Raw genomic sequence first — 21852 nt, 5'->3', positions numbered from 1 at the left:
TCCGTCCATGGCCCATACCGCCACCGATCACCACGATGACCACCACGGTCATCACCAGCAGAGCTTCATGGAGCGTTGGTTCTTCTCGACCAACCACAAGGACATCGGGACGCTGTACCTGATCTTCAGCTTCATCATGTTCATCATCGGTGCGGCGATGAGCGTGGTGATCCGCGCCGAGCTGATGGCGCCGGGCCTGCAGTTCGTCAAGCCCGAGTTCTTCAACCAGATGACCACCGTGCACGCGCTGGTGATGATCTTCGGCGGCGTGATGCCGGCTTTCGTCGGCCTGGGCAACTGGATGATCCCGCTGCAGATCGGCGCGCCGGACATGGCGCTGCCGCGCATGAACAACTGGTCGTTCTGGCTGCTGCCGGTGGCCTTCACCATGCTGCTGCTGACGCTGTTCCTGCCGGGCGGCGCGCCGGCCGGTGGCTGGACGCTGTATCCGCCTCTGTCGCTGCAGGGCGGCGCCAACGTGGCCTTCACCGTGTTCGCCATCCACGTGGCCGGCATCAGCTCGATCATGGGCGCGATCAACATCATCGCCACCATCCTCAACATGCGCGCGCCGGGCATCGACCTGCTGAAGATGCCGATCTTCGTGTGGACCTGGCTGATCACCGCCTTCCTGCTGATCGCGGTGATGCCGGTGCTGGCCGGCGCAGTGACCATGCTGCTGACCGACAAGTTCTTCGGCACCAGCTTCTTCAATGCCGCCGGCGGCGGCGACCCGGTGATGTTCCAGCACATCTTCTGGTTCTTCGGGCACCCCGAGGTCTACATCATGATCCTGCCGGCCTTCGGCGTGGTCAGCGAGATCCTGCCGACCTTCAGCCGCAAGCCGCTGTTCGGCTACCAGGCCATGGTCTACGCCACCGCCTCGATCGCCTTCCTGTCCTTCATCGTGTGGGCGCACCACATGTTCGCGGTGGGCATGCCGCTGGGCGGCGAGATCTACTTCATGTTCGCCACCATGCTGATCGCCATCCCCACCGGGGTGAAGGTGTTCAACTGGGTCAGCACCATGTGGAAGGGCTCGCTGTCCTTCGAAACCCCGATGCTGTGGGCGGTGGCCTTCGTCATCCTGTTCACCATCGGCGGCTTCTCCGGCCTGATGCTGGCCATCGTGCCGGCCGACTTCCAGTACCACGACACCTATTTCGTGGTGGCGCACTTCCACTACGTGCTGGTCACCGGCGCGCTGTTCTCCATCATCGCCGCCACCTACTACTGGTGGCCGAAGTGGACCGGGCGCATGTACAGCGAGTTCTGGGGCAAGGTGCATTTCTGGTGGACGATGGTGTTCGTCAACCTGCTGTTCTTCCCGCAGCATTTCCTCGGCCTGGCCGGCATGCCGCGCCGCATCCCCGACTACAACGTGGTGTTCGCCGACTGGAACCTGGTCAGCTCGATCGGCGCCTTCGGCATGTTCGTCACGCCCTTCATGATGGCGGCGATCCTGGGCGCGTCCCTGCGCAGCGGCAAGCGCGCCGACGCGCGCGCCTGGGAAGCGGCCAAGGGCCTGGAGTGGACCGTGCCTTCGCCGGCACCGGCCCATACCTTCACCACGCCGCCGGTGATCAAGCCAGGCGACCTGGCGCACGACGACGTCACGCACTGAAGGCCGACATGAGCATCGCACCGGACGAGCAGGGCCTGATCGAACGCCGCCGCCGCGCCTCGCGCACGGCGCTGGTGGCGGGCCTGATCGCGCTGGGCATCTATGTGGCCTTCATCCTGTCGGGGGTGTTGTCCAGGTGAACGCCTCGGCGCCCTCGCGGACCTTCGGCCTGCCAAAGCTGATCGGCGTGGCGGTGGCGGTGTTCGTGCTGACCTTCTCGCTGGTGCCGCTGTATCGCATCGCCTGCGAGAAGGTGTTCGGCGTTCGCCTCGAGCAAGGCCCGGCCGATACCCGCGCCGCTGCCGCAGGCGCGGGCGCGCCGCAGGAACGCGTGGTCACGGTGGAATTCGATGGGGGCGTCAACTCGCGCCTGCCGTGGGCCTTCCACCCCGAGCAGCTGACCATGAAGGTGGTGCCCGGGCGCATGTACGAGGCGAACTACTTCGCGCGCAACGACGGTGCCCGCGCCATCGTCGGCAGCGCCGTGCCGTCCGTGGCGCCGGCGCGCGCCTCGCAGTACTTCACCAAGACCGAGTGCTTCTGCTTCACCGCCCAGACCCTGGATGCGGGCGAGACGCGGGACATGCCGGTGCGCTTCATCATCGATCCCAACCTGCCCAAGGACGTGTCCACCGTGACGCTGTCCTACACCTTCTTCAAGAACGATGCCCTGACCGCGGAGCTGGGCGCTCCGCCGCAGGGCTCGCCACCGCGCGCTGCGCCTTAACCCGTTTTACCGGAGAGCCCCATGGCACAGACCCAGATGCCGGACAGCAACGTCTACTACGTGCCCGCGCAGAGCAAATGGCCGTTCGTGGGCTCCATTGCGATGTTCGTGACCGTCATCGGCGTGGCCAGCTGGCTCAACGACGCCGGTTGGGGGCGCTGGATGTTCTTCGCCGGTTTGCTGATGCTGGCGGCCACGCTGTTCATGTGGTTCGGCGATGTCATCCGCGAGTCCATCGCCGGGCACTACAACCGGCAGGTGGACGTGTCCTTCCGCATGGGGATGGTGTGGTTCATCTTCTCCGAGGTGATGTTCTTCGCCGCCTTCTTCGGCGCGCTGTTCTACACCCGCACCTATGCACTGCCGTGGCTGGGCGGCGAGGGCGATGGGGTCATGACCAATGCCATCCTGTGGGATGGCTATAGCGCCGGCTGGCCGACCAACGGCCCGGCGCAGATCGGGGGCGCCTTCCAGACCATCCCGGCCTGGGGCCTGCCGCTGATCAACACCCTGATCCTGCTGACCTCGGGCATGACCCTGACCGTGGCCCACCACGCCCTCAAGGCCGGCCACCGCCGTCAGATCCTGGTGTGGCTGGGCCTGACCGTGGCGCTGGGCGTGGTGTTCCTGTGCCTGCAGGCCGAGGAATACATCCATGCCTACCATGCCCTCAACCTGACCCTGGGCTCGGGCATCTACGGCTCGACCTTCTTCATGCTCACCGGCTTTCACGGCGCCCACGTCCTGCTCGGCACGATCATGCTGGCGGTCATGTGGCTGCGCGTGCTGCGCGGGCATTTCACCGCCGACAACCACTTCGCCTTCGAAGCGGCCGCGTGGTATTGGCATTTCGTCGACGTGGTGTGGCTGGCGTTGTTCCTGTTCGTTTACGTGCTTTGAGCAGAAACGAGAAACGAGAAACGAGGAACGAGGAACGAGTGAAAGCAGGGGCTGCGCCGAAGATCGAGCTTTGACTCGTTTCTCGTTCCTCCGCACTCGTTCCTCGCACTTTGCCCACTCGTTACTCGTTCCTCCGCACTCGTTTCTCGCCCTCAACCGCCTACCCCATGCGGCCGGATCACGCCGCTCCAGATGCCCAGGACGACCAGCACGATCAGTCCGACCGACAGGCCGATGCGCCAGGTCAGGGCGTTGACCGTGCGTTTGCTCTGGCCGCGATCGACCAGCAGGTAGTACAGGCCGGCGCCGAGATTCCACAGAATCAGCAGCAGAAAGCCGACCACCAGCAGGATCTTGAGTGACTCGTTCATCGCACGCCTCCCACGCCGATGTCCATGAGCGTCCGATTATGGCCGCTGCGGCGACGCCGCGTGTGAGGCGCATGCCGCTGTGGCTGGGGTGGACGCTGGCGCTGCTGGTGGCGGCCGGCTTCAGCGCGCTCGGCCACTGGCAGCTGCAGCGCGCGCGGGACAAGCAGGCGCTGCTGGCCAAGACCGAGCAGGTGCTGGCCAGGCGCCAGGCCGGGCCGCTGTCGCTGGCCGGCGCGCCCGACGGCCTGGACTGGGCCGCCGGGCACGGGCGCTTCACCGACGCCCCGCCGGTCCTGCTGGACAACCAGCTGCGCGAAGGGCGCGCAGGGGTGCGGATCTACCGCGTGTTCCAGCCGCTGCAGGGCCCGCCGCTGCTGGTGGAACTGGGCTGGCAGCCGCTGCCGGCCGATCGCCGCCTGCCGCATCCGCCCAAGCCTGTGCAGACCGAGGTCTCCGGCCTGCTGATGCCGCCGCCCGCGGCCGGGCTGGCCGGCCACGGCGCGCCGGCCGCGCAGGACGGCGTGCTGCTGGCGCTGGGCCTGCAGCCGCAGGCGCTGGCCGGCCCGCTGCATGCGCCGGGCCTGGCGCCGCGGGTGCTGCGCCTGGATCCGGCCCTGCCCTGGGGCTATCCGCGGGACCTCGAGGTGCTGCCCAACACCCTGCCGCCGGAGCGCCACCTGGGCTATGCCGTGCAGTGGTTCGGCCTGGCCATCGCGGTGCTGGCCACCGCCGCGCTGCTCACGTTCCGACGCCGACGGGCCGCGCGTGCGAAAATAGGCGGATGACCCCGCCGTCCACCGACGCGGCCCGTGTCCGCGGCCGCTGGATCCTGATCGCCCTGTTCGTCCTGTTCTTCGGCAGCGCCGCCGGGGCCGGACTGCTGCGCTTCTCCGGCTGGCAGCCGGCCGGCATGCGCAATCACGGCCAGCTGCTGAACCCGCCGGTGGACCTGCGCCAGCATCCGCCGCAGCTGATCGGTGGTGGCCGCTATGCCTGGCAGCAGCCGCAGAAGACCTGGCGCATCGTCCTGGCACCGCCGCCGGAGTGCCAGGCCGCCTGCGTGGCGTTGGGCCAGCGGCTGGACACGGTGTGGCAGCTGTTCGGCCACAACGCCGACCAGGTGCACATCCTGTGGCTGGGCACCCCGCCGGCCGGCGCGCCGCGCCCGGCCGCGCTGCGCGTGCTGGCGCCGGATGCGGCGCTGCGCGCGGCGCTGCCGCAGGTGGACGACCCGGCCGGCGTGCCGGTCTACGTCATCGATCCCAATGGCTTCGTCATCATGCGCTTCGCCCCGGGGTTCGACCCCGCCGACCTGCGCAGCGACGTGGCCAAGCTGTTGAAACTTCTTTGATTTAGCGGTCGCCCCCTCATGCCTGCCTCGTTCCGCCTGCCGTTCCGGCACTTCCACCGCATCGCCTGGTTCGCCGCGCTGATGACCGCCAGCACGATCATCTTCGGTGGCTTCGTGCGCCTGTCCGACGCCGGCCTGAGCTGCCCGGACTGGCCGACCTGCTACGGCCGGGCGACCTGGCCGAGCGCGCCGGCCGAGGTCGCCGACCATGCCGCCAGCAAGATCCGTCCGCTGGAGACGCACAAGGTCTGGCGTGAGCAGGTGCACCGCTTCCTGGCCGGCCTGCTGAGCATCGAGGTGTTCGCCCTGGCGCTGATGTCCGCGCGCCGCCGCAAGGGCGGCATGGCGCAGATCATCGGCGCGGCGGTGCTGGTGGCCGCGGCGATCCCGCTGTACATGGGCGGGCAGCATGTGGCGGCCAGCGTGCTGGCGGCGCTGGGCGAGGCCGTGCTGCTGATCGCCGCGCTGCGCTGGTCCAACCAGGATCTCTCGCGGGTCTCGGTGCTGGCCCTGGCCACCATCATCTTCCAGGCGCTGCTGGGCATGTGGACGGTGACCTGGCTGCTCAAGCCCATCGTGGTCATGGGCCATCTGCTGGGCGCCATCACGTTGTTCATCATGCTGGTGTGGATGGCCTGGCGCGCCACCCAGCTGCCGATCCGCCTGGCCGATGCGGCGCGCCTGAAATGGCTGCTGCGCATCGGGCTGGGCCTGCTGCTGGTGCAGATCGCCCTGGGCGGCTGGGTCAGCGCCAACTACGCCGCGCTGGCCTGTGGGGGCGGCAGCTGGTCGGCCGACAACTTCCCGCGCTGCGTCAGCCAGTGGTGGCCACCGCATGATTTCGCCGAGGGCTTCACCCTGTGGCGCGGCATCGGGGTGGACTACGAAGGCGGCGTGCTCGACGGCGCCTCGCGCATCGCCATCCAGCTGGCGCACCGGATGATGGCGGTGCTGGTGGCGGTGTACCTGCTGTGGCTGTCGCTGCGGCTGCTGCGCTCGCCGGGCATGCGCGGCTGGTCCATCGCCCTGGTGGCGGCGCTGGCGGCGCAGATCAGCTTCGGCATCCTCAACGTCAAGCTGGCCCTGCCGCTGGCCGTGGCGGTGCTGCACAACGCCGGCGCGGTGGTGCTGACCTTCCTGCTGGTGTCGCTGCTGGCGCGCCTGCGGGCGCCGGGCGAGTGAGGGCGCGGGGATGAGCGCGACCGCACGCGACTACTGGGACCTCACCAAGCCCAAGGTGGTGGGGCTGATCGTGTTCACCGCGCTGGTGGGCATGTCCCTGGCCATCGAGACCGTGCCCACGGCCGAACAGCTGCGCGCCGGGGTGCTGGGCTTCATCGGCATCTGGCTGGCGGCCTCGGCCGCGGCGGCGATCAACCAGCTGCTGGATGCGCGCATCGACGCGCAGATGGCGCGCACCTCCTGGCGGCCGCTGGTGGTGGGCAAGGTCAGGCCCTGGCAGGTGCTGGTGTTCGCCGGCGTGCTGACCGCGCTGTCCATGGCGCTGCTGGTGCTGTGGGTCAACGTGATCACCGCGGTGCTGACCTTCGGTTCGCTGATCGGCTATGCGGTCATCTACACCGTCTATCTCAAGCGCGCCACGCCGCAGAACATCGTCATCGGCGGCGTCGCCGGGGCCACGCCGCCGCTGCTGGGCTGGGCCTCGATCACCGGCATGCGCGGCGAGTGGGACTGGGCCTATGCGCTGCTGCCGGTGCTGATCATCTTCGTGTGGACGCCGCCGCACTTCTGGGCGCTGGCGATCTTCCGCCGCGCCGACTACGCCAAGGCCGCCATCCCGATGCTGCCGGTGACCCATGGCGTGGCGTACACGCGCAAGCAGATCCTGCTCTACAGCGTGCTGTTGCTGATCAGCACCCTGTTGCCGGTGGTGGTGGGCATGAGCGGGCTGTTCTACCTGGGCGGGGCGGTGGTGCTGGGGGGCGTGTTCCTGTGGTACGCCTGGCGCCAGCTGGATCCGCCCGATGCCATGTTCGACATGCGCTTCTTCCGCTACTCCATCGTCTACCTGATGGCGCTGTTCGCCTTCCTGCTGGTGGACCACTGGCTCAAGCCTTGGCTGCCGGGCAGCGGCATGGTGGGTTGAAGAACCGCTGGGAGCAACAGGGGTAAGCGCGTCAGGGGCTCCCACAAGTTCATCGGCGTTGACCGCAGGGTGCGCTTGGACTGGAGCTCGGGCAGCAGCGCCTCCGCTCACTCCTCACTCCTCTCCAGTCACTCCTCGCCCCACCTCACCCGGCGCGCAGCTTCAGCAGCTCACGCAGCTCGTACTTGTCCGTCTCATCCAGCCCCTGCGCGCGCTGCTTGGCCAGCAGCTCGTCGATGCGCTGAGCCAGGGTCTGCTTTTCCAGCTGCAGCGAAGCGTCGTGCAATTCCTGGCGCCAGGTCTCCAGATCGCCTGGAATATCCTGCAGCGCCAGCTTCTGCAGGGCCGCGACTTCCTCGCGCTCGGCGAAGTGCTCCAGCAGCGCACCGGTGGTGATGTCCGGGCGGCCCTGCACGATGTCCAGCAGCTCGCACAGCAGCTCGATGCCGGGCTGGCGCAGGTCGGCGAAGGGATGCGGCGGCGGCAGGTCCAGCGCCAGCGCCGGGGCATGCAGGACGCGCAGGATCGCGCTGCGCACCAGGCTCATGCGCTGTGCCCCCGCGCTGGGTGCGCGGCGCATCGGGCGCGCCACCGGCGCGGGCGTGGGCGCGGCGCTCGGAGAGGCCTGGCCGATGCCGGTGATCTCCCCCAGGCGCGCACGCATCAGATCGCCGAAAGCGCCTTCGGGAATCTGCGCCAGCAGCGGACGCGCGCGCTCGGCCAGCCGCGCCTTGCCATCCAGCGTGCCCAGGTTGATGTCCTTGGACAGCTCGTCGAAGAAGAATTGCGACAGTGGCGTGGCCTGGCCCAGGCGCGCGGAAAATCCGTCGGCGCCCTCCTTGCGCACGATGGTGTCCGGGTCCTCGCCTTGCGGCAGGAACAGGAAGAACGCCTGGCGCCCGTCCTTCATCCGCGGCAGCACCGATTCCAGCGCACGCCAGCCGGCGCGTTGGCCGGCCGCATCGCCGTCGAAGCAGAAATATACATCGGCTGCGTTGCGGAACAGCAGCTCGGCGTGGTCCGGCGTGGTGGCCGTGCCCAGCGTGGCCACCGCGTAGGTCACGCCGAACTGGAACAGGCTGACCACGTCCATGTAGCCCTCCACCACCACCAGTTTGTCGATCTTCTGGTTGGACTGGCGCACCTGCCACAGGCCGTACAGCTCGCGGCCCTTGTGGAACAGCGTGGTCTCGGGACTGTTGAGGTACTTGGGGCCATCGTCCTTGCCCAGCACGCGACCGCCGAAGGCGATCGTGCGCCCGCGCCGGTCGGCGATGGGGAACATGATGCGGTCGCGGAACTTGTCGTAGACGTGGCCGCGCTCGTTGCGCGAGAACATGCCGCCGCGCTCGAGCAGCTTCATGCGGCGCTCGTCCTTGCCCAGGGCATCCTTCAACGCGGAAAAGCCATCGGGCGCGTAGCCGATGCCGAACAGCGTGCGCGTGGCCGCATCCACGCCGCGCCCATCCAGATAGCCCTTGGCCTTGTCGCTGCCCTCCAGTTCGCGCTGGAAGAACTTGGCGCTGGCTTCCAGTGCGGTGTAGAGCTCGCGGCTGTCGTCGCTCTGGTTGCGCTGGCGGGTTTCGCGCGGCACTTCCATGCCGTTGCGCTTGGCCAGTTCCTCGACCGCGTCCAGGAACTCCAGGCGGTCGTAGTTCATCAAAAAGCTCAGCGCCGTGCCGTGGGCGCCGCAGCCGAAGCAGTGATAGAACTGCTTGGTGGGCGAGACGGTGAACGAAGCCGAGCGCTCGTCATGGAACGGACAGCGCGCCGAGTACTCCTTGCCCTGCTTCTTCAACGGCACGCGCAGGCCGACCACCTCGACGATGTCGGTGCGGGCGAGGAGTTCGTCGATGAAAGCGTCGGGAATGCGGGCCATGGCAGGCCACTAGGATGCCATGGGCGTCAAGCCAGGAGCCGGCAGCCCAGTGCTGCCGTGGTCGGTGCTATTCCAGGCGTCTGGCCAGGTCCTGGCTCGATCCGAGCCACCAGCGGCGGGCAACTCCGGCGTTGCGCGGGGCCTGCGCGCTCAGGCCCTTGGCGCGGCGTCCTTGTGCAACAGTACGTCCTGCGCAGGCAGCGGTTGCGAATCCGGATCCACCGCCGCTGCGCTGGTCACCGTGCTCTGGCGCAGCTTGGCCTCGCGCTCGGCGGCCCGGTGCGCGGCACGCTGGTCCATGCGCTCGTCGATGACCGCCGTGATCAGGGCGCCGACGAAGAACACCACCGTGGCGTAGTACAACCACACCAGCATGATCACCATCGCCCCCATCGCGCCGTAGGCGCTGCCCGGATCGGTCTGCGACAGATACAGGCCAATGCCGTAGCGCCCGGCGATGAACAGGCCGGCGGTGATCACGCCCCCCAGCAGCGCCTGCCGCCATTCCACCGGGCGGTCGGGCAGGTAGTGGTAGAGGAAGCCGAACGCGGCCGCATACAGCGCGAAGGTCAGGCCATTGCCCAGTGCCGGAAGCAGAGAGGGCACGTTGGCCAACATCACCTGCAGCGCGGTGGCCGCCATCATCGACACGATCAGCAGGAAGCCCAGCCCCAGCACCACACCGAAGGAGAACACGCGCTTCTTCAGGAACTCCTTGATGCCGCCGCCCAACTCCTGGCGGTCGGTGAAGAAGATCAGGTTGAGCGCGGCCTGCAGCCTGGCGAAGACCGCGGTGGCACCGACGAACAGCAGCAGCGTGCTCCACAACCCGGCCAGCGAGCCGATGCTGGGCTGGTCCTTGGCATTGGTGAGCACGGTGCGGGCTACCGCGCCCGCCTCAGGCCCGGCCAGGCCGGCAATCTGCCGCAGCAGCTCGTCCTGCGCCGGCGGATACAACGAGGCCACGATCCACAGCAGCAGCACCAGCAGTGGGGCCAGCGACAGCAGGGCATAGAAAGTCAGCGCCGCGGCCTGTGTCATCAGGTCGCTGTCGGAGAAGCGCTTGGCCATGGCCACCGGCAGGCTGTCCTGCAGCTGTTGCAGGCGGTGCTGGAAGCGGTCGGTGGAAGGCAGCAGGGGCACGGTTGGCAGCGCGGTCACAGGGAAACGAACACGTCACCGAGCATGCCCCAGCAGGCTGTCATCGCCCAGTGAGCATGGTGTTCAGCGCGTGTGTGTCCTGGGTGCGTGCGCCCACACGCTGTTGGCATCGGCGCTGCGCGCGCGGCGCCAACTGGCCAGCGCCATGCGCGCATACGCGGCGGCCAGCAGCAGCGCCAGCGCGCCGATCCAGAACCGGGCGCCATGGCCGTGCACCGCTGCGGCGATCAGATGCTCGCCGGTGCCCAGCCAGCCGGCCATGGGAATGGCCGCGGTGATCAGCGCGCAGAGCGCCAGCAGCTCGCTCGCGCCGCGCGCGGCCGGGCGCAGCAGTGCCCACAGCAGCACCAGGCCGAACACCGCGTAATAGGCCAGCGCCGCCTGCGAGGCCGGCAGCAGCGCGCCGGCGATGAACAATGCCGAGACCCCGGCGATGCAGCCCAGGCAGATGCCCAGCGTCAGCCGCGCCATCACCTGCGTGCGCAGGGGCTGCTGCGGCTGGCGACGCTTGCGGCGCGCCTCGATCCACAGCAGGTTGCCGCTGTAGAACAGGAAGGCCCCGCCCAGGCCCAGCAGCAGGTAGAGCCACTTCACCGGCGCATGGCCGAAGTTGCCGAAGTGCAGCGCCTGGATGCCGCGCAGCCAGGCCGTGCCCGGCGACATGGTGCGCGGGTCGATCACGCGCAGCACCTGCCCACTGGCGCCGTTCAAGGCGACCACGCCCATGGTGTTGAGATGGCGCTGGTCGACCTCGCCGTACAGCTCCACCCGCGCGTTGGCATCGCCGCTGTCGTGATACGCGATCGATTCGACCTGCAGCCCGGGCAGGGCCCGCTGCGCGCGTGCGATCAACTCGGCCACCGGCAGCGTGGGACGGGCGACATGGGCCGGGGCCACGTGCGGCACCACTTCGAAATCCGACTGCAGCACCTGCATCAGCTTGCCGCCGAACACCAGGTACTGGAACGGCGCCAACAGCAGCACGCCCAGCGTCAGCACCGCGCCGGACCAGGCGAAGATCACGTGGAAGGGCAGGGACAGCATGCCGATCACGTTGTGCGCGTCCTGCCACAGGCGCTTGAGGTTGGGGCCCGCGCGCAGGGCGAACAGATCCTTCAAGAACACCGGCGCATAGATCACCACGCCCGACACCAGCGCCAGCCCGTAGAGGAGGCACACCACGCCGAACAGGTAGGTGCCGAACTGGCGCGGCAGGCCAGCGGTGAAATGCAGGTCGTAGAGGAAATCGACGAAGCCGGTGCGCTGGGGCAGGGTCACCAGCGTGCCGGTCTCGTCCAGCTGGTACTGGAAGGTGTCCTTGCCGCCGGGCGGCTGGTGGAACAGGCGCGGCACCGGGCCATGGTCGCCGGCCAGCACCAGGAACATCGCCTCGCGCGCGGCGGGGCGCTGCCGCAGCATGGTGTCCACCAGGGTCTGCGCGCGTGCCAGCGCGGCCGGGGCGTCTTCGGCCGGGGCGGCGGTGGCCGGGCGTGGCGCCCAGTCGCTCAGCTCGTGGGTGAAGACGCTGAAGGCCCCGGCATAGAAGGCGATGAACAAGGCCATGCCGGCGACCAGCCCGACCCAGGTGTGCACGGCCAGGAAACTGCGCAGGGTGGCGGCCTTCATGCGGGCAGCTCCGTGGCCCAGCCGGCGGCCTTGACCAGGTAAAGCGCGGCGAACACCAGCACGGTCGCCCCGCCCAGCCACAGCCATGCGCGCGCGCCGCTGCGGCAGGCGAAGGCCGCCGACATCACGCCGATCCACACCGGGAAGGACAACAACAGCAGCGGCAGGGTATGGCGTTCCAGCGGGCCGGGCCACAGCAGCGCGATCAGGCCGATCAGGCCGGTGGACAGCGGCAGGCCCAGCAGCGCGGCGGCCAGCGACTTACCCCACATGATTGTTCTTTCCGGCGCGCTGGCGGCACCCAACGTCCAGGTAGGGCAGCAGCACGGCGGCCAGCATGAAGACGGTCAAACCTGCGAACACCCCGGCCCATGGCCCCAGGGCCTGCATGGCCGCGCCAAGGCCGGCCAGACACAGCAGCCACCCGGCCACGCGCAGCGGCCGCGCATGGCGATGCAGCGCGGGCCGCAAGCGCTGATGCGGGCTGGCCAGGTAGAAGCACAGTGCCGCGGCGGCGCCGAGCGCTAGGTAAGCCGTTGTCGGCAGGGAACCGGTCAGCATGTGGCAGCGACACGGGTGCGGGAAAAGACCACGAGCGAGATCCCATCAAGCGAAAGGCGCAGCCCAGGACTAGGCCGCGCCTTCATTGTAGATGGGAACCGTTTGCGTTTGCGCCGTCGGGCGGCGCACCACTTGCTGCCGGCGGGGCAGTCAGCCGGCCAGCTTGGCCTTCACCAGCTTGGACACCAGGCCCATGTCGGCCTGGCCCGCCAGCTGCGGCTTCAGCACGCCCATCAGCTTGCCCATGTCGGCCGCGCCGCTGGCGCCGGTCTGGGCGATGGCCGCATCGATCGCCGCGGCAATGGCTGCCTCGTCCAGCTTGGCCGGCAGGTAGCCGTCGATGATCGCCAGCTCGGCGCGCTCCACGGCGGCCAGGTCCTCGCGATTGGCCGCCTCGTACTGGGTCACCGAATCCTTGCGCTGCTTGACCATCTTCTCCAGCACGGCCAGCACCGCGGCATCGTCCAGCTCGATGCGCTCGTCCACCTCGCGCTGCTTGATCGCCGCATTGATCAGGCGGATCACGCCCAGGCGGTCCTTTTCGCCGGCCTTCATGGCGGCCTTCATGTCGTTGGTCAGTTGGGCTTTGAGGCTCATGGCGGATCTCTAGGACGGGGGCGAAGGGCTAGGGCGCGTGGCCAGCGGCGGATGTGCGCGGCGGCGGGCGACCAGCCAGGAACTTCAGGAACGACAAAAAGCCGGCGACGCTTGCGCGTGCCGGCCTTTTGGCAGAACAACCAGCGCATCGCCCCAATGAAGGCGCGCGCCAGCAGCCACCGTGCCGTCGCTCAGTACAGGCGCTGGCGCTTGGTGACGTCGCGCGAGGAGCGACGCATCTGGCGCTTGACCGCGGCGGCAGCCTTGCGCTTGCGCTCCTGGGTCGGCTTCTCGTAGAACTCGCGCTTACGGGTTTCGGCCAACACGCCGGCCTTCTCGCAGGTGCGCTTGAAGCGGCGGAGCGCAAATTCAAAAGGCTCGTTTTCGCGGACTTTGACGCTGGGCATGGAATCTCCGGGACACAAATGACCGGGCACAAACCCGGTGAGCCGCGCACTATAGCGGCGCGCACGGCCCCGCGCAAGCCCGCCACTGGCATCGGCGGCCATCTGGCCCCATCCTGCACGTCATGAAAGTCCTTGGCATCGAAACCTCCTGTGACGAGACCGGCGTGGCGGTCTACGACACCGCGCTGTCCGGCGTGCAGGCATTGCGCGCGCACGCGGTCTACAGCCAGATCGCGCTGCACGCCGAATACGGCGGCGTGGTCCCCGAGCTGGCCAGCCGCGACCACGTGCGCAAACTCTTGCCGCTGATCCGCCAGACCCTGGCCGAGGCCGGCTTGTCCACGCGCGAGCTGGACGGCGTGGCCTACACCGCGGGCCCGGGCCTGGTGGGCGCGCTGCTGGTCGGCGCCGGCGTGGCGCGGGCGCTGGCCTGGGCGCTGGAGCTGCCGGCCATCGGCGTGCACCACATGGAAGGCCACCTGCTGGCCCCGCTGATGGAAGACGATCCGCCGCAGGCGCCGTTCGTGGCGTTGCTGGTGTCCGGTGGCCACACCCAGCTGGTGGCGGTGGAGGAGATCGGCCGCTATCGCCTGCTGGGCGAGACGCTGGACGATGCCGCCGGCGAGGCCTTCGACAAGACCGCCAAGTTGATGGGCCTGCCGTATCCAGGCGGTCCGCAGCTGGCCAAGCTGGCCGAGGCCGGAACCCCCGGCGCCTTCAAGTTCTCGCGACCGATGACCGATCGCCCGGGGCTGGATTTCAGCTTCTCCGGCTTGAAGACCCAGGTGCTGCTGGCCTGGCGCGACAGCGACCAGGGCGAGACCACGCGGGCCGATATCGCGCGCGGGTTCGAGGACGCGGTGGTCGATACGCTGGCGATCAAATGCCAGCGCGCACTGGATGCGGCCGGTAGCGATGTGCTGGTGGTGGCCGGTGGCGTGGGCGCCAACAAGCGCCTGCGCGCCAAGCTGCAGGACATGGCGCAGCGTCGCGGCGGTCGGGTGTGCTTCCCGCGCCCGGCGCTGTGCACCGACAACGGCGCGATGATCGCCTTCGCTGGCGCGCTGCGCCTGCAGGCCGGCCAGCACGACGACGCGCAGGTGAAGGTCACCCCGCGCTGGGACATGGCCCAGCTTTCGCCGGTGGCGCCGGCATGAGCGTCGATCCTTTCCAGGGTAGCGATGAGATCTTCATCGACGACCTGCAGGTGCAGGCGCTGATCGGCGTCTACGACTTCGAGCGCGGTGCGCCGCAGCCGCTGCGTTTCGATGTACGCATGGCCAAGGACAACCGCCCTGCCGGCGCCAGCGACGCGCTGGGCGACACCATCGACTACGCGGCCGTGTCCGAGCGCATCGCCGTGCTGTGCGCGCAATCGCAGTACCAGTTGGTGGAGGCGCTGGCCGAGCACATCGCCGCGCAGCTGCTGGCCGAATTTCCGATGCACGCCATTGCCCTGCGTGTCACCAAACCCCATGCCGTGCCCGCCGCCCGAGGCGGCGTGGGCGTGCAGATCACGCGGCAGCGGGAGCGCGCATGAGCACCGAAACCTATCGCTACATCCTGCTGCTGGGCAGCGCGAGCTCGCCGGTGGCCGAGGCGGGCGAGTCCCGCCGCGAGCAGCAGCTGCGACGCGCGCGCGACCTGCTCAAGCAGCGCGGCAAGGTGCTGGCGCGCTCGGGCGTGGTGCACGCCGACAGCGTGGTGCCCGGCGACGGCGACCGCTACGTCAACCAGGCCCTGCTGTTCGCCTCCAGCCTGCCGCGCGAGGCCTTCGGCGCCTGGCTCAAGACGCTGGAGCAGCGGCTGGGCCGCGGCGAGGGCGAAGGCGCCTGCGCCATCGACATCGACCTGGTCGGCGAATGCGACGCCCAGGGCCGGATGCTGTGGGAGAACGCCGGCAAGCTGGAGCACGCGTTGTTCCGGGAGTTGGTGGGGCGCGTGGTGAGGCGCTAGAAGCTAGAAACGAGAAACGAGAAACGAGGAACGAGTGAAAGCAAGGCAGACGCCGCCGTGGCGGCGGACACTCGTTTCTCGTTCCTTCTCACTCGTTCCTGCCTCTAGCACTCGTTCCTCGTTCCTCTCCACTCGTTCCTCACTAGACATACAACAGCCGCCCCCCATCCACCGCCACTACCTGCCCGGTGACATAGTCGTTGCCGGTCAGCAGCCAGCGCACGGTCGAAACGATAGCCTGGGGGCTGCCCTGGCGTTGCAGGGCCACGCGCTCGTGCAGCATGGCCTCGGTGTCGGCCTTGACCGGGTTGTCCGACCACAGGATGTTGCCAGGGGCGATGGCGTTGACGCGCACCTGTGGCGCCAGTTCGCGCGCCAGCGAGCGCGTCATCATCACCAGGGCGGCCTTGGCCATGCAGTAGACGGTGTGCTGCGGCAGGGGGCGCTCGGCGTAGATGTCGGCCAGGTTGACGATGGCCCCGCCGCTGGCGCGCAGGTGCGGCGCGGCCGCCTGCGAAAGAAAGAATGGCCCACGCGCGTTGGAGGCGAACAGGTCGTCCCAGTGCTCGGCCGTGGCCTGGCCTACCGGCGTGGCGTAGTAGGCCGAGGCGTTGTTGACCAACGCATCCAGCCGGCCGAAGCGCGCCATCGTGGCCTGGACCATCGCAGCGAGCGCATCCAGCTGCGCCAGGTCGGCCTGCACCAGTAGCGTGCTGTCCGCCCGTGCGGCCTCCAGTTCGGCCTGCAGGGCCTGCGCGGCCTGTTGCGAGCCGCGGTAGTGCAGGACCACCCGGTAGCCATCGGCATGCAGGGCGCGGGCGATCTCCGCGCCGATGCGGCGGGCCGCGCCGGTGACCAGGGCGACAGGAGGGGCGTGTGGCGTCATCGGTCGACCCGCATCAGGACTGTGAGCGCGGGATTGTAGTGCGCCACGTGTGGGCGTCCGATGCGCGGCGCCGGCCTCGGTAGATGCCGGGCCGGTGCCGCGGCCAGCGCCGCGATGTGTCGACCATCGCAGAAACGCTTGACGCTTGCGGCCCCGGCGGGCATGTTCGATCCACCTGCAGCGGCACGGCCCGGTGGCGCGCACGGCACCGGAACGGAGCGAATGGACTGGGAGAAGTATCGGACTTCCACGTATGACGAGCTGATCCAGGCCGATGGCCGGCCACGCCCCGCCGCGCGCCGCCTGGTGGAGTACCTCGCCGGCCTGTCCGGCCGCGAACTGGCCGAACGCCAGCTTGCCGCAGACGTCATCGCCCGGGTCATGGGCATCACCTTCACCGTGTACTCCGACGGCCGCAACGTGGACCGCACGCTGCCGTTCGACCTGATCCCGCGGGTGATCCCCCGCAAGGAGTGGGAGGTCACCGAGGCCGGCCTGAAGCAGCGCATGCAGGCGCTGAACCTGTTCATCGGCGACATCTACGGCGAGCAGCGCATCGTCAAGGACCGCATCTTCCCGGCGATGCTGCTGGAGGAGTCGGTGAACTTTCGCCAGCAGTGCGTGGGCGTGAAACCACCGCTGGGCGTGTGGGCGCATATCTGCGGCTCGGACCTGGTGCGCGATGGCGACGGCACGCTGTACGCGCTGGAAGACAACCTGCGCATCCCCTCCGGCGTGAGCTACATGCTGGAGAACCGCATGGTCGCCAAGCGCGTGTTTCCCGAGCTGTTCGAGACCAGCTCGATCCTGCCGGTGGACGAATACCCAAGCCAGCTCTACGACACCCTGGCCGCGCTGTCGCCGCGCCCGGGCGATGCGCCGGTGATCGCGCTGCTGACGCCGGGCGTGTTCAATAGCGCTTATTTCGAGCATGCCTACCTGGCCCAGGCCATGGGCATCGAGCTGGTGGAAGGCTCGGACCTGTTCGTGGCCGAGGACGACTGCACCTACATGCGCACGGTCTATGGCCCGCAGCGCGTGGATGTGATCTATCGCCGCGTGGACGACCTGTTCATCGATCCGGAAGTGTTCCACCCCGATTCGGTGCTGGGCGTGCCGGGCCTGATCCGCAGCTGGCGCGCCGGCAAGGTGGCGCTGGCCAACGCGCCGGGCGCGGGCGTGGCCGACGACAAGGTGGTGTTCGCCTACGTGCCCAAGATGATCCGCTACTACCTGGGCGAGGAGCCGATCCTGCCCAACGTGCCCAGCTACCTGTGCCACGACGACAAGGACCGCAAGTACGTGCTGGAGCACATCGACCAGCTGGTGGTGAAGCCGGCCAACGAGTCCGGCGGCTACGGCATGCTGATCGGCCCGCGCTCGACCAAGGCCGAGCAGGAGAAGTTCCGTGAGCTGATCCAGGCCAACCCGCGCAACTACATGGCCCAGCCCACACTCAACCTGTCCACCGCGCCGATCGTCACCGACGACGGCCCGGCGCCGCGGCACCTGGACCTGCGCCCGTTCATCCTCTCGCGCGAGGACACCTACGTGACCACCGGCGGGCTGACCCGCGTGGCCATGACCGCCGGCTCGCTGGTGGTCAACTCCTCCCAGGGCGGCGGCGCCAAGGACACCTGGGTGGTGGACCTGGACGATGAGGAGGGTCTCTGATGCTCTCCCGCGTCGCAGACAACCTGTATTGGTTCAGCCGCTACATCCGCCGCGCCGAGAACACCGCGCGCCTGGTCGGCGTGGGCAGCCAGCTGCAGCTGGACCTGCCGCGCTCGGTGCGCTTCACCTGGCGGCCGATGATCGACACGGTGGGCGCCGGCGAGGTCTTCGAGAGCCTGCATCCGGATGCAGGCGGCGATGTGGGCGATGCGGAGGTCTCGCGCTTCCTGTTGCTGGACCCGCTCAACCCATCCTCGTTGCGCAGCTCGGTGGATGGCGCGCGCGAGATCCTGCGCGGTATCCGCGACAGCCTGCCGCAGGAAGTGTGGGAGGCGGTCAACGACCTGCACCTGTACATCGAGGGTAACGGCGAGCGCGCCATCACCCGGCGCTACCGCATCGAGTTCATCAGCCGCATCGCCGACGGCTGCCTGAAGGTCTCCGGCCTGCTGACGGCGAACGTGAGCCGCGACATCGGCTTCAACTTCATGCGCCTGGGCACGGCCATCGAACAGGCCGACATGACCACGCGCATCATCGATGCCGGCGCCTCCGGGCTGATCACCCCGCGCCAGGAAGAAGACCGCGAGGCCTTCAGCAACATGCAGTGGATGGCGGTGCTGCGCTCGCTGGCCGCCTACCAGATGTACCGGCGCAACGTGCGCCAGCGGGTCACCGGCGAGCATGCGCTGCGCTTCCTGCTGCAGAACGGCGACTTCCCGCGCAGCGTGGTGTTCTGCCTCTCGCGCGCCCAGCGCGTGCTGCCGGGCATGCCGCCGCGCCCGGCGGTGGACCGCCACTTCAACCGCGTGGTCGGCATTACCCGCAACGCCGACCCGGCCTGGCTGGCCGCGCACAACCCGGCCAAGTTCATGGACGAGGTGCAGGTGCAGCTGGGCGATCTGCACAACGCCATCGTGCAGGGCTATTTCTACAGCTGAGGGCCGCAGGCCCGCCACAGGAGGTGGCCCATGCAATCCCGTCCCTACGTGTCCGCGGTGGATGGCTTCATCGCCTGCTGCCTGGCGCTGCCGCTGATGCTCTCGGCCGGCACGGTGGCCTGGGGTTGGCTGCATGGCCCTTCAGCGGGCGGTCTGGCGACGTTTCTGGGCGTGCTGCCTGCGCTGGTCCTGCCGCTGTGGCTGCTGCTGGATACGCGCTACCAGCTCACCGCCGAGCGCCTGCTGGTGCGCTGCGGGCCGTTCCGCTGGCGCATCGCCTTGTCCGAGATTCGCGCGGTGACCCCGACCCGCAGCCTGATGTCGGGGCCGGCGCTGTCGCTGGACCGGCTGCGGGTGGACTATGGGCGCTGGCGCAGCGTGCTGATCTCGCCCCGCGAGCGGCAGGCGTTCCTGGACGAACTTGCCGCCCTGCGCGAGGCACAGGGCACGCGCTGAGCGTCGTTATTGCTGGCCCTGCACATCGCCCGGATCAAGCCGCGGCGCGGTGCGGCGCGGCGGCACCCGGGGACCGGCGCTGGCCACCACCGGTTCGGTGCTGCGGCCCTGCTCCCAGGGGAAGCTGGGCAGGCTGTGCACGGCCGCCTCCAGCTTGCGCGACCAGGTGTCGTGGATCTCGGCGTAGAGCGGCGTGTCCGCTTCCAGCCGCATCTTCTGGGTGATGCGCAGGTCGCCGGCCTTGATCAGCGCCATGTCGATGGGCATGCCCACCGACAGATTGGAGCGGATGGTCGAATCCAGCGACACCAGTGCGCAGCGGGCGGCGTCTTCCAGGCTGGTGCTGGCGCGGATGATGCGGTCCAGGATCGGCTTGCCGTACTTGGATTCGCCGATCTGCAGGTAGGGCGTTTCCGGCGAGGTGGCAATGCAGTTGCCCAGCGGATAGACCAGGTACAGGCCGGGCCGCTCGCCGGCGATCTGCCCGCCCAGGATCAGGGTGGACTGCACGCTGACCCCGCTCTGCTGGGCCTCGTCGCTGACCCGGGCCTGGCTGGAGACCAGCACCTCGCCGATGTACTCAGCCACCTCGTACAGGTGCGAGAAGCTGCGCAGGCTGCGGGGGGCGTCGGGATCTTCCAGGTCGCGCTTGAGCCGCGACAGCGTCAGCTGGGTAGTGGCCAGATTGCCGGCGGACATGATCACGAACACCCGGTCGCCCGGAAACTCGAAGATGTGCATCTTGCGATACACGCGCACATCGTCGAACGAGGCGCTGGTGCGGGTGTCTGCGGCGAAGATCAGGCCTTCGTCCACTTCAATGCCGACGCAGTAGGTCATGTCGAAGCCGTGAAAGTAGTGCCACCCGATCATAGGGGGGCATCCGGGGGATGGCTACCCTGATCGATCACGGGCGCAGCGCGTACCATGACGGTTTCATCTGCCGTTGTTTGGTCACATGCCTGAACTCCCCACGCCAGACGCCGCCGCGCTGGCCCATAGCGACACGCTGGCGCGTCATCTCCGCGAAGAAATCGCCGCCTCCGGCGGCAGCATGCCGTTCTCGCGCTTCATGGAGCGTTGCCTGTACGCGCCCGGGCTGGGCTATTACAGCGCCGGTGCCACCAAATTCGGGCAGGCGGGGGACTTCGTCACCGCGCCTGAATTGGGGCCGCTGTTCGCCACCTGCGTGGCCGATGCGCTGGCGCCGGTGCTGCAGCAGCTGGGACCGGAGGCGCAGTTCATGGAAATCGGCGGCGGTAGCGGCGCCTTCGCCGAGACCGTGCTCAAGCGCCTGCTGCAGCTGGACGCGATGCCGGCGCGCTACATGATCCTGGAGCCCTCGGCCGACCTGCGCGAGCGCCAGCGCGAGCGCCTGGGCCGCGGCCTGATTCCGCCGGTGTTCGCCTGCGTGGAATGGCTGGACAGCCCGCCAGCGCAAGCCTGGCAGGGCGTGGTGTTCGCCAACGAGGTCATCGACGCGCTGCCGACGCCGCGCTTCACCCTGCGCGATGGCGAGGTATTCGAGGAGCACGTCGCGCTGGATGGCCAGGGCCGGTTCATCGCCACCGATCGGCCGGCCGACGCCTTGCTGGCGGCCGGCGTGCGCCATGTCGAGCGCTACCTGGAAACGCCGTTCGCCGATGGCTACCGCTCCGAGCTGCTGCCGCAGCTCCCGTATTGGGTGCAGGCGGTGATCGGCCAGCTGCAGGCCGGCGCGCTGCTGTTCATCGATTACGGCCATCCGCGTCGCGAGTACTACCTGTCCGAACGCGAGGGCGGCACCCTGCGTGCCTTCTACCGGCACCAGACCCACAACGACCTCCACCGCTGGCCGGGCCTGCAGGACCTGACCGCCTCGGTGGATTTCACCGCCCTAGCCGAGGCCGGCACGGGTGCCGGCTTCGAGCTGGCCGGCTACTGCACCCAGGCCAGTTTCCTGCTGGGCAACGGTTTGCCGCAGCGGCTGGAGGAAGTGCAGGCGCGTGGCGATGAGGTGCTGTCGCTGCGCTTTGCCAACCAGGCCAAGCGCCTGACCCTGCCCAGCGAGATGGGCGAGCGCTTCCAGGCGATGGGGTTCTCGCGCGGCGTGGACTTCGGCCCGGCCTTCCTGGTGGGGGACCTGACATGGCGGCTGTGAGCATCCCCGGGCTCAAGCCGCTGGGCCATCCGCGGCTGTGGCTGGCGCTGTGGCTGTTGGCCAATGTCGCGGTGGTGGTGGTGTGCCTGCTGCCGGGTGCCAGCCTGCCGCAGGTGCCCGACGGCGGGGACAAGGTCGAACACGCGCTGGCCTATTTCGTCCTGGCCGCCGCCGCGGTGCAGCTGTTCGCCACGCGCCGCGGCCTGCTGCGCGCCTGTGCCTGGCTGGTGATGCTGGGCGTGCTGATCGAGTTCGCCCAGGGCGCCCTGACCGCCGACCGCAGCGCCGATGCGCTGGACGCACTGGCCGACACGGTGGGCGTGCTGCTGGGCCTGGCCACGGCGTGGACGCCGCTGCGGAACCTGCTGGTCAGGCTCGATCCGGAAAAGCAGGAGTGAGCGCAGAGGAGTGAGGAGTGAGCGAAAAGCGGTGAGCGTCTTGCACCACGCTCACTCCTCACTCCTCGCTTCATCCACTCACTCCTCGCT

The 21852-nt window shown here is 68.8% G+C and carries 26 protein-coding genes; 16 read left to right on the top strand and 10 right to left on the bottom strand.

Going from position 1 to position 21852, the window contains the following annotated elements; translation table 11 throughout:
* Positions 1–7: 7 nt before the first annotated feature.
* The 4 genes from ctaD to EPA99_RS17820 are packed head-to-tail and all read left to right on the top strand — an operon-like array spanning position 8 to position 3251.
* Positions 8–1624, top strand: a complete 1617-nt coding sequence (gene ctaD, locus EPA99_RS17830; RefSeq protein ID WP_129472610.1) for a cytochrome c oxidase subunit I — start codon at positions 8–10, stop codon at positions 1622–1624.
* 8 nt (positions 1625–1632) lie between these two features.
* The gene (locus EPA99_RS19100) at positions 1633–1764 is read left to right on the top strand and encodes a hypothetical protein (RefSeq protein WP_277751655.1); all 132 of its coding nucleotides are present in this window, start codon (positions 1633–1635) and stop codon (positions 1762–1764) included.
* Entirely contained in the window at positions 1761–2351 is a 591-nt protein-coding gene (locus tag EPA99_RS17825) for a cytochrome c oxidase assembly protein (RefSeq protein ID WP_129472609.1), read from the top strand. Before EPA99_RS19100 ends, EPA99_RS17825 begins: the two co-directional genes overlap by 4 nt.
* A 21-nt stretch (positions 2352–2372) precedes the next feature.
* A complete protein-coding gene (locus EPA99_RS17820) occupies positions 2373–3251 on the top strand; it encodes a cytochrome c oxidase subunit 3 (protein ID WP_129472608.1) in 879 nt (292 codons plus the stop codon).
* 152 nt (positions 3252–3403) lie between these two features.
* Here EPA99_RS17820 and EPA99_RS17815 read toward each other — a convergent pair whose 3' ends face one another.
* Complete coding sequence (locus EPA99_RS17815) at positions 3404–3622, bottom strand: twin transmembrane helix small protein (RefSeq protein WP_129472607.1); 219 nt, start codon at positions 3620–3622, stop codon at positions 3404–3406.
* 71 nt (positions 3623–3693) lie between these two features.
* Here EPA99_RS17815 and EPA99_RS17810 point away from each other — a divergent pair, with 71 nt between their 5' ends.
* Genes EPA99_RS17810 through EPA99_RS17795 form a run of 4 tightly spaced genes read left to right on the top strand, consistent with a single transcriptional unit; the run spans position 3694 to position 7080 of the window.
* A complete protein-coding gene (locus EPA99_RS17810) occupies positions 3694–4407 on the top strand; it encodes an SURF1 family protein (protein WP_241688459.1) in 714 nt (237 codons plus the stop codon).
* Complete coding sequence (locus EPA99_RS17805; RefSeq protein WP_129472605.1) at positions 4404–4973, top strand: thioredoxin domain-containing protein; 570 nt, start codon at positions 4404–4406, stop codon at positions 4971–4973. Before EPA99_RS17810 ends, EPA99_RS17805 begins: the two co-directional genes overlap by 4 nt.
* A gap of 18 nt (positions 4974–4991) precedes the next feature.
* On the top strand, positions 4992–6155 hold the full coding sequence (locus EPA99_RS17800; protein ID WP_129472604.1) for a COX15/CtaA family protein: 1164 nt from the start codon (positions 4992–4994) through the stop codon (positions 6153–6155).
* A gap of 10 nt (positions 6156–6165) precedes the next feature.
* Entirely contained in the window at positions 6166–7080 is a 915-nt protein-coding gene (locus tag EPA99_RS17795; protein WP_129472603.1) for a heme o synthase, read from the top strand.
* A 145-nt stretch (positions 7081–7225) separates the two neighbouring features.
* Here the strand turns inward: EPA99_RS17795 and dnaG are convergent, their stop codons facing one another.
* The 7 genes from dnaG to rpsU form a co-directional block, all read right to left on the bottom strand.
* Positions 7226–8959: a DNA primase gene (gene dnaG / locus EPA99_RS17790; protein ID WP_129472602.1), complete on the bottom strand. Its 1734-nt coding sequence runs from the start codon at positions 8957–8959 to the stop codon at positions 7226–7228.
* 150 nt (positions 8960–9109) lie between these two features.
* The gene (locus tag EPA99_RS17785) at positions 9110–10102 is read right to left on the bottom strand and encodes a YihY/virulence factor BrkB family protein (protein WP_425479244.1); all 993 of its coding nucleotides are present in this window, start codon (positions 10100–10102) and stop codon (positions 9110–9112) included.
* 81 nt (positions 10103–10183) lie between these two features.
* On the bottom strand, positions 10184–11746 hold the full coding sequence (locus EPA99_RS17780; RefSeq protein ID WP_129472601.1) for a PepSY-associated TM helix domain-containing protein: 1563 nt from the start codon (positions 11744–11746) through the stop codon (positions 10184–10186).
* Positions 11743–12018, bottom strand: coding sequence for a hypothetical protein (locus tag EPA99_RS17775; RefSeq protein WP_129472600.1), 276 nt, complete (start codon positions 12016–12018; stop codon positions 11743–11745). Before EPA99_RS17775 ends, EPA99_RS17780 begins: the two co-directional genes overlap by 4 nt.
* Positions 12008–12307, bottom strand: a complete 300-nt coding sequence (locus EPA99_RS17770) for a hypothetical protein (RefSeq protein ID WP_129472599.1) — start codon at positions 12305–12307, stop codon at positions 12008–12010. Before EPA99_RS17770 ends, EPA99_RS17775 begins: the two co-directional genes overlap by 11 nt.
* Positions 12308–12457: 150 nt before the next feature.
* The gene (locus EPA99_RS17765) at positions 12458–12904 is read right to left on the bottom strand and encodes a GatB/YqeY domain-containing protein (RefSeq protein WP_129472598.1); all 447 of its coding nucleotides are present in this window, start codon (positions 12902–12904) and stop codon (positions 12458–12460) included.
* A 191-nt stretch (positions 12905–13095) separates the two neighbouring features.
* Complete coding sequence (rpsU, locus tag EPA99_RS17760; RefSeq protein ID WP_057637008.1) at positions 13096–13311, bottom strand: 30S ribosomal protein S21; 216 nt, start codon at positions 13309–13311, stop codon at positions 13096–13098.
* 122 nt (positions 13312–13433) lie between these two features.
* On the opposite strand from rpsU, the gene tsaD reads away from it, so the two are divergent.
* Genes tsaD through EPA99_RS17745 form a run of 3 tightly spaced genes read left to right on the top strand, consistent with a single transcriptional unit; the run spans position 13434 to position 15267 of the window.
* Entirely contained in the window at positions 13434–14468 is a 1035-nt protein-coding gene (tsaD, locus tag EPA99_RS17755) for a tRNA (adenosine(37)-N6)-threonylcarbamoyltransferase complex transferase subunit TsaD (protein ID WP_129472597.1), read from the top strand.
* Positions 14465–14851: a dihydroneopterin aldolase gene (gene folB / locus EPA99_RS17750; protein ID WP_129472596.1), complete on the top strand. Its 387-nt coding sequence runs from the start codon at positions 14465–14467 to the stop codon at positions 14849–14851. The genes tsaD and folB overlap by 4 nt, the downstream gene beginning before the upstream one ends.
* The gene (locus tag EPA99_RS17745) at positions 14848–15267 is read left to right on the top strand and encodes a 2-amino-4-hydroxy-6-hydroxymethyldihydropteridine diphosphokinase (RefSeq protein WP_129472595.1); all 420 of its coding nucleotides are present in this window, start codon (positions 14848–14850) and stop codon (positions 15265–15267) included. Before folB ends, EPA99_RS17745 begins: the two co-directional genes overlap by 4 nt.
* Before the next feature lie 142 nt (positions 15268–15409).
* On the opposite strand, the gene EPA99_RS17740 is transcribed toward EPA99_RS17745, so the two are convergent.
* Positions 15410–16153 carry a pteridine reductase gene (locus EPA99_RS17740; RefSeq protein ID WP_129472594.1) on the bottom strand — a complete coding sequence of 248 codons (744 nt, stop codon included), beginning with the start codon at positions 16151–16153 and terminating at the stop codon, positions 15410–15412.
* A 222-nt stretch (positions 16154–16375) separates the two neighbouring features.
* Here EPA99_RS17740 and EPA99_RS17735 point away from each other — a divergent pair, with 222 nt between their 5' ends.
* Genes EPA99_RS17735 through EPA99_RS17725 form a run of 3 tightly spaced genes read left to right on the top strand, consistent with a single transcriptional unit; the run spans position 16376 to position 19224 of the window.
* Positions 16376–17827 (top strand): circularly permuted type 2 ATP-grasp protein, encoded by a 1452-nt coding sequence (locus EPA99_RS17735; protein WP_129472593.1) that lies wholly within the window; start codon positions 16376–16378, stop codon positions 17825–17827.
* Complete coding sequence (locus tag EPA99_RS17730; protein WP_129472592.1) at positions 17827–18768, top strand: alpha-E domain-containing protein; 942 nt, start codon at positions 17827–17829, stop codon at positions 18766–18768. Before EPA99_RS17735 ends, EPA99_RS17730 begins: the two co-directional genes overlap by 1 nt.
* A 30-nt stretch (positions 18769–18798) precedes the next feature.
* A complete protein-coding gene (locus EPA99_RS17725; RefSeq protein ID WP_129472591.1) occupies positions 18799–19224 on the top strand; it encodes a PH domain-containing protein in 426 nt (141 codons plus the stop codon).
* A 6-nt stretch (positions 19225–19230) separates the two neighbouring features.
* On the opposite strand, the gene EPA99_RS17720 is transcribed toward EPA99_RS17725, so the two are convergent.
* On the bottom strand, positions 19231–20064 hold the full coding sequence (locus EPA99_RS17720) for a proteasome-type protease (protein ID WP_129472638.1): 834 nt from the start codon (positions 20062–20064) through the stop codon (positions 19231–19233).
* A 118-nt stretch (positions 20065–20182) separates the two neighbouring features.
* Here EPA99_RS17720 and EPA99_RS17715 point away from each other — a divergent pair, with 118 nt between their 5' ends.
* Entirely contained in the window at positions 20183–21364 is a 1182-nt protein-coding gene (locus EPA99_RS17715) for a class I SAM-dependent methyltransferase (protein ID WP_129472590.1), read from the top strand.
* Complete coding sequence (locus EPA99_RS17710; RefSeq protein WP_129472589.1) at positions 21352–21762, top strand: VanZ family protein; 411 nt, start codon at positions 21352–21354, stop codon at positions 21760–21762. The genes EPA99_RS17715 and EPA99_RS17710 overlap by 13 nt, the downstream gene beginning before the upstream one ends.
* Positions 21763–21852: the final 90 nt, after the last annotated feature.

The organism is Pseudoxanthomonas composti (genome assembly GCF_004122095.1).
Classification (GTDB): domain Bacteria; phylum Pseudomonadota; class Gammaproteobacteria; order Xanthomonadales; family Xanthomonadaceae; genus Pseudoxanthomonas_A; species Pseudoxanthomonas_A composti.
This window is presented reverse-complemented; position numbering and strand designations above follow the sequence as displayed.